This is a genomic window from Enterorhabdus sp. P55, assembly GCF_009911695.1.
In the GTDB taxonomy this organism is placed as follows: domain Bacteria; phylum Actinomycetota; class Coriobacteriia; order Coriobacteriales; family Eggerthellaceae; genus Enterorhabdus.
The window spans coordinates 1-5560 of sequence record NZ_QWKK01000123.1 but is presented as its reverse complement, the minus strand read 5'-3'; the positions used below and the strand labels follow the sequence as shown (position 1 = coordinate 5560).

The 5560-nt window shown below is 66.6% G+C and carries 4 protein-coding genes; 1 reads left to right on the top strand and 3 read right to left on the bottom strand.

Annotation, left to right across the window (positions count from 1 at the left end; translation table 11 throughout):
• Positions 1–164: 164 nt before the first annotated feature.
• From D1643_RS09475 to D1643_RS09465, 3 genes are all read right to left on the bottom strand, one after another.
• On the bottom strand, positions 165–593 hold the full coding sequence (locus D1643_RS09475; protein ID WP_201751069.1) for a helix-turn-helix domain-containing protein: 429 nt from the start codon (positions 591–593) through the stop codon (positions 165–167).
• A 224-nt stretch (positions 594–817) separates the two neighbouring features.
• Positions 818–1981, bottom strand: coding sequence for a UDP-glucose 4-epimerase GalE (galE, locus tag D1643_RS09470; protein ID WP_160710386.1), 1164 nt, complete (start codon positions 1979–1981; stop codon positions 818–820).
• A gap of 432 nt (positions 1982–2413) precedes the next feature.
• On the bottom strand, positions 2414–4168 hold the full coding sequence (locus tag D1643_RS09465; RefSeq protein ID WP_160710385.1) for a phospho-sugar mutase: 1755 nt from the start codon (positions 4166–4168) through the stop codon (positions 2414–2416).
• 286 nt (positions 4169–4454) lie between these two features.
• On the opposite strand from D1643_RS09465, the gene D1643_RS09460 reads away from it, so the two are divergent.
• Positions 4455–5438, top strand: a complete 984-nt coding sequence (locus D1643_RS09460) for a uroporphyrinogen decarboxylase family protein (protein WP_236643529.1) — start codon at positions 4455–4457, stop codon at positions 5436–5438.
• Positions 5439–5560 lie beyond the last annotated feature (122 nt).

Below are 5560 nucleotides of genomic sequence, written 5' to 3'. Positions count from 1 at the left end.
CCGCTCCCTCGCGGCCCCCTCCCTCCGCCCCCCCACTCCGGCCCTCCCACTGCGCGCGTTTCCCCAAGTCAAGCCACAAACGTAAACGCGCGTTTACATTCGATCCATAACGCGAAAAGGCACGGCCGGGGTTCCGGGCCGTGCCTTTTCGAGGAGGCGGAGGGCTACTGTCCGCGGGGCGGCTTCTTCAGGCGCGTCTGGCGGTAGAAGTCCTCGTCCACGTCGTCCCAGGGCGGCGTGATGAGCCTGCTTACCGGGACGCCCAGCACATCGGCCAGCCGCGTTAGCAGGTCGAGTCGCGGGTTGCTCTCGCCGCGTTCGATCTTGTCCAGCATCGGGCGGCTTATGCCCACGAGCGCGCAGAATCGCACCTTGCTGAGCTTCGCGCCCTTTCGGAGCAGCTCGACGTTCAAGCCTAGGATGCAGCCGCGCTCTGATCCCATCGGCACGTGGCCTGGCAGGTCGCCGAGCTCGTCGAAGGGCTCTGCGTACAGCACGTCGCCGTCGGTCAGCGCCTCTTCGGGAAAGGTCGCCGGAAGGCGCGTTCCGTCCTCGTTCTCCTCGTCGAAGTATGTCGGGGTCTTGTCCATCATGTTAGGTTAGCCGCGCGGGGCGGAAAGCCTGTAAACGGCCGTTTACGTTTGGGCCATATTGCTCAAAAACTACGCAAAACTGCCGCTTGATCAGGCGAAAAGGTAAACGCACGATTACATCTCCTTCAGGTTGGGCGGCGGGGCCGCCAGCGGAACAACGAACGCGCCCCGGGCTTCCGGAGGGGAAGCTCGGGGCGCAAGGGGAACCGTTGGTTCGGGTGGTGCTAGGCGCGCGTCTCGCCGCTCACTGCTGTGGCGTAGCCGTCCGGGTTGCCGGACTGCCAGCGCCAGCTGTCGGCGCACATGCGCTCCAGGTCGTACTCGGCCGTCCAGCCCAGCTCGTCGCGCGCCTTGTCGCATGCGGCGTAGTTCTCGGCAATGTCGCCGGCGCGTCGAGGCTTGATCTCGTAGGGAAGCTCGTGCCCGCAGGCCTTCTCGAAGGCGTGGATGACATCGAGCACGCTCGATCCCTTCCCCGTGCCCAGGTTGAAGATGCCCACGCCGCGGCGTGTGCCGTCGGCGGCCGGCTCGCCCGCGATCGACCCGAGCCCGCGCGCCTTGCCGTCGCCGACGCGCCCGCCCATCCAGTCGAGCGCCGCCACGTGCCCGCGCGCCAGGTCGACCACGTGGATGTAGTCGCGCACGCCGGTGCCGTCGGGGGTGGGGTAGTCGTCGCCGAACACGCCGACGCTCGGCAGCTTGCCCACCGCTACCTGTGCCACATACGGCAGCAGGTTGTTCGGGATGCCCTTCGGATCCTCGCCGATGAGGCCGCTCTCATGTGCGCCGATGGGGTTGAAGTAACGCAGCAGCACGACGTTCCACTCATCGTCGCCCACGTAGAGGTCGGTCAGGATCTGCTCGAGCATCGACTTCGTCTGCCCGTAGGGGTTGGTGGCGTCGTGCTTGGGGCAGGCCTCGGTGATGGGGATGAACTCGGGCTCGCCGTACACTGTGGCGCTCGACGAGAACACGAGGTTCTTGCACCCGTGCTTGCGCGCCACCTCGCACAGCACCAGGGTGCCGGCGATGTTGTTCCAGTAGTACTCGAGCGGCTTCTGCACGCTCTCGCCGACGGCCTTGAAGCCGGCGAAGTGGATGATCACGTCCACGTCGTTCTCGTCGAAGATGCGCTCAAGGGCCTCGCGGTCGAGAATGCTGGCCTCGTAGAAGCGCAGCCGGTCGCGCGCCGCGCCCTCGTCGGTGCCGGTGATGGCACGCACGCGGTCGAGCGCCACCTCGCTCGAGTTGCTCAGGTCGTCGACCACCACCACAGAATAGCCGCGGTTCAGGAGCTCGATGCAGGTGTGGCTGCCGATGAAGCCGGCGCCGCCGGTGACCAGCACGCAGATGTCGGAGGGTTGCTTGGCGAGAGACTTGTTAGCCATGAGGGGATCCTTTCGCGAACGGCCGCCCTGCCGCACAGTATCGAACCGCAGGGCGCGAATTTCCCCGCCTATGGTAGCAGTCGTGTGCTATGGCGGCCAATTTCCGCCGCGTGCGGCACGAGAAAGCCATCGGTTCGGGGATGAGCCGCCGCCGATTCACCCGAAACGGGGGACAACGAGCGCTCCTTGCGCGGAACAAGGGCGGCTGTGCTGTGAGAATTACTATCCTAAACCGGAAATTATTCTTGACTAAGAATAATACACGCGATACGATAAGACCCGCAGGCAGCGCGAACACCCTCCTCCCGCCGCTGTCGCAAGAAGCCCTCCTCGCTTCTTCCTCTCACAAGAAGAAGGCCGCATCCCCCTAGCGGCCTTCTTCGCATTTTGGGAGCCGTCCGTCGGCCCCGCCTTACTTTTTATAGAGCGACGTTACGCCAGTAGCTCGCGGGCGGCGGCGTCCATGCGGACGAGGCGCTCCTCGGCTTCCGCGGGCGTGGGACAGGCGGCGAACAGGTACGCCTTGATCTTGGGCTCGGTGCCGCTCGGGCGCACGATGAGCTTGCTGCCGCCTTCCAGCTGCATCTCGAACACGTCGGCCACGGGCAGCGTCTGGGGCGCGTCGGGAGCGCCCTCCGGCCCGGCCGACCCGCACACCGGCATGACCACGCCCTCGCGGTAGTTCACGCAGGCGGTCACGGCCAGCCCGGCCACCTCCGTCGGCGGCTCGGCCTCCAGGCGCGCCATGATGGCGGCCATCTTCTCTGCGCCCGCCGCGCCGGGGTATTCCAGGCTGATGGTGGCGTTGCGATGGTAGCCGTAGCGCTGGTAGAGCGCGTCCATCGCTTCCACCAGGTCCATTCCGCGGGCCTTGTAGTCGCGCGCCATCTGGCAGATGAGCATGCTGGCCACCACGGCGTCCTTGTCGCGCACGTGGGTGCCGGCGAGGTAGCCGTAGCTCTCCTCGAAGCCGAAGAGGAAGCGGCCGGGCGTGCCCGCGGCCTCGAGCAGGCCGATCTGCTCGCCGATGTACTTGAAGCCGGTCAGCGTGCGGCGCAGCTGGAACCCGTGGTCGGCGGCTAGCGCGTCCACCATGGCCGTGGAGACGATGGTGGTGACGGCCACCGCGTCGGCCAAGCTCTCGCCGCGGGCCTCGCGAGCGCGGCACAGGTAGTCGAGCAGCAGCACACCCATCTCGTTGCCGCTGATCAGGCGGTATTCGTCGCCGTGGCGCGCAGCGATGCCCACGCGGTCGGCGTCCGGATCGGTGGCCAGCAGCAGGTCGGGCTCCACCTGCTCGCAGAGCGCCAGGCCGCGCTCGAGGGCCTCGCGGATCTCAGGATTGGGGTAGGGGCAGGTGGGGAAGTCGCCGTCAGGCGCGGCCTGCTCCTCCACCAGGGTTACGTCGCGCACGCCGGTCTTCTCGAGGATGCGCGTGACGCATTCCAGGCCCGTGCCGTTGAGCGGCGTGTAGACCACCTTCACGTCTTCGGCGCCTTCCGCGGCACCTGCGCCCGTCGCCGCGTCGGGCGTCACCGACTGCTCGGCGACGGCCTCGATGAATCGGTCGAGCGTGTCCTCGCCGATATAGCGCGCCATCCCGCTCTCCAGCGCCTCGGCGAAGGGCATCGTGCGCACGTCGTCAAAGACGTCGGTGGCGTTGATGGCCGCCTGGATGTCACGGGCGGCCTGCGTGGTTATCTGGCAGCCGTCCGGGCCGTAGGCCTTGTAGCCGTTGTAGGGCGCGGGGTTGTGGCTGGCCGTCATGCAGATGCCGGCCGAACAGCCCAGGTCGCGCACGGCAAAGCTGAGCGCCGGCGTGGGCTCGATGCGCGGGTAGAGGAACGAGCGGATGCCGTTGGCCGCCAGCACGCCGGCCGCCACCTCGACGAACTCGCGCCCCATGTGGCGGCTGTCGCGCGCGATGGCCACGCTCGGCTCGGCGAAGTTCGCGTTCAGGTAGGTGGCCAGCCCCTGCGTGGCCTTGGCCACGGTGTAGATGTTCATGCGGTTCGGGCCCGCGCCCACGATGCCGCGCAGCCCGCCGGTGCCGAAGGCCAGATCCTGGTAGAAGGCGTCGCGCACGGCGGTCTCGTCGCCGGCGCGCAGCTCCTGAAGCTGCTGCTGGACGCCCGGATCGTCCACGTTCGCGATCCAGCGGTCGAGCATCATCGTCAAGTCCTCCATGGCGGTTCCTTTCCCGGTAGTGATGTCCGCGGCTATTGTACCCATGCCCGCGCGCGCGGCTGCCCAAATGCCCCGTGCGTCGCGAATGTTCCACGTGAAACGCCCGTTTGCTGCTTCTTGGCGGGCCCTTTGGCAATATCGAACGAAACGGCTAGCGCTGTAGCAGGGGGCCGACGTGCGCAGCATGGCGAATAGGGAATAACGTCGGATGGCGCCTTGCGCGCCGCTTCCTATTATCGAGGCGCTGCTTCAAGGCGGCCTAGATGACGGGAAGGGGTGGTTGCGAATGAATCAGCGCGAGAACATGACGGCAATCCTCGAAGGGAGGCAACCGGATTACTACGGTAACTTCTTCAATGCCGTGAAGATCGTGTCCGACCCGATCCGGATGGCGGACGTCTGCCCCGCCGACGGCCAGGAGCACCGGGACTCGTGGGGAACGACGTGCATCCGGCTGCCCGACGCGCCAGGCAAGCACCCGCACATCACCGACGAGAACAAGGTGGTCAAGGACATCGAGAAGTGGCGCGAACAGCTGGCCATCCCACCGGTGCAGGGTCTCGATTGGTCTAAGGCCAAGGCCGAGGTAGAGGCGCTTGACCGCAACGAGACGTTCGTCATGTTCTGGTCGGCCCAAGGTCTGTTCGAGCGCTCCCACTTCCTCATGGGCATGGAGGACGCGTTCTGCGCCTACCTCGAGGATCCCGACGAGATGACGGCGATGCTGCGCGCCATCGCCGATTTCAAGATAGCCTCCATCCGCGAGGCCTACGAGCAGATCCGTCCCGACATCGTGTACTTCCACGACGATTGGGGCTCCAAGCAGAACCTGTTCCTCCCGCCGGAGGTGTGGCGCGAGGTCATCAAGCCGCTGCATGCCGAGATAGTCCAGGCGACCCATGACCTGGGCATGATGTTCATCCACCACGCCGACTGCATCTGCGAGCCCCTGGTGGAGGACATGGTGGAGATGGGCATCGACGCATGGCAGGGCGTTATCCCGCAGAACGACATCGTGGCCATCCAGCGCCGCACCGGCGGCAAGCTGGCGATGATCGGCGGCGTCGATAGTGCCGCCATCGACACCGAGGAGGCCACGGAAGAGGAGATCCGCGCGGAAGTGCGCCGCTGCATCGACGAGTACTGCCCGGCCGGTCGCTTCTTCCCCGCGCTCACCTCGCACCTCTTCCACAAGCGCAACAGCGACATCGCGCTGGAGGAGCTGGCGAGCTACGGCCGCGCGTGGGCGGCCGCCCACCCGGTGGCCTAGGGCCGCGCCGCCGGGACGCAAGACACCAGGAGAAGGGAAAGCAACATGACCATCATCGAAGACATCTACTCGGCCGTCCTGCGCGGCAAGCGCAAGGAGGTCGCGCCTCTGGTGCAGCAGGC

What these genes read in the sequence shown, in the direction of transcription:
- D1643_RS09465 (WP_160710385.1), bottom strand. Translation starts at nt 4,168, where the DNA reads ATGGAGGACTTGACGATGATGCTCGACCGCTGGATCGCGAACGTGGAC.
- D1643_RS09475 (WP_201751069.1), bottom strand. Translation starts at nt 593, where the DNA reads ATGATGGACAAGACCCCGACATACTTCGACGAGGAGAACGAGGACGGA.
- galE (WP_160710386.1), bottom strand. Translation starts at nt 1,981, where the DNA reads ATGGCTAACAAGTCTCTCGCCAAGCAACCCTCCGACATCTGCGTGCTG.
- D1643_RS09460 (WP_236643529.1), top strand. Translation starts at nt 4,455, where the DNA reads ATGAATCAGCGCGAGAACATGACGGCAATCCTCGAAGGGAGGCAACCG.